We start from the raw sequence: 545 nt of genomic DNA, 5'->3' as shown, positions 1-545 counted from the left end.
CTTGTCAGGCAAGTTCCGACGTGCATGAATGGCGTAACGATCTGGGCACTGTCTTAGCGGGAGGCTCGGTGAAACTACAATCCGGGTGAAGATGCCCGGTACCTACGGCTAGACGGAAAGACCCCATGAAGCTTGACTGTACCCTGATATTGTGCTTTAGCGCATCATGTACAGGATAGGTGGGAGGCTGAGAACCGTTCTCGTCAGGGGACGGGGAGCCGGCGGTGGGATACCACCCTTGATGTGTTGGAGTGCTAACTTGAGCCACTAAAGGTGGCAGAGGACAGTGTCAGGCGGGCAGTTTGACTGGGGCGGTCGCCTCCCAAAAGGTAACGGAGGCGTACAAAGGTCACCTCAGGCTGGTTGGTAATCAGCCGTTGAGTGCAAAGGCAAAAGGTGGCCTGACTGTGAGAGCGACGGCTCGAGCAGACGCGAAAGCGGGTCTTAGTGATCCTGTGGCACTGAATGGAAGGGCCATGGCTAAACGGACAAAAGTTACTCTGGGGATAACAGGCTGATACCGTCCGAGAGTTCACATCGACGAC

1 rRNA gene is annotated in these 545 nt (G+C 55.8%); it reads left to right on the top strand.

From position 1 onward, the window contains the following. Positions 1-545: ribosomal RNA gene (locus tag ACP5SP_RS08145) — 23S ribosomal RNA — on the top strand; the annotation flags it as partial.

This window comes from Caldisericum sp. (assembly GCF_049967455.1).
GTDB classification, from domain to species: domain Bacteria; phylum Caldisericota; class Caldisericia; order Caldisericales; family Caldisericaceae; genus Caldisericum; species Caldisericum exile_A.
This window is presented reverse-complemented; position numbering and strand designations above follow the sequence as displayed.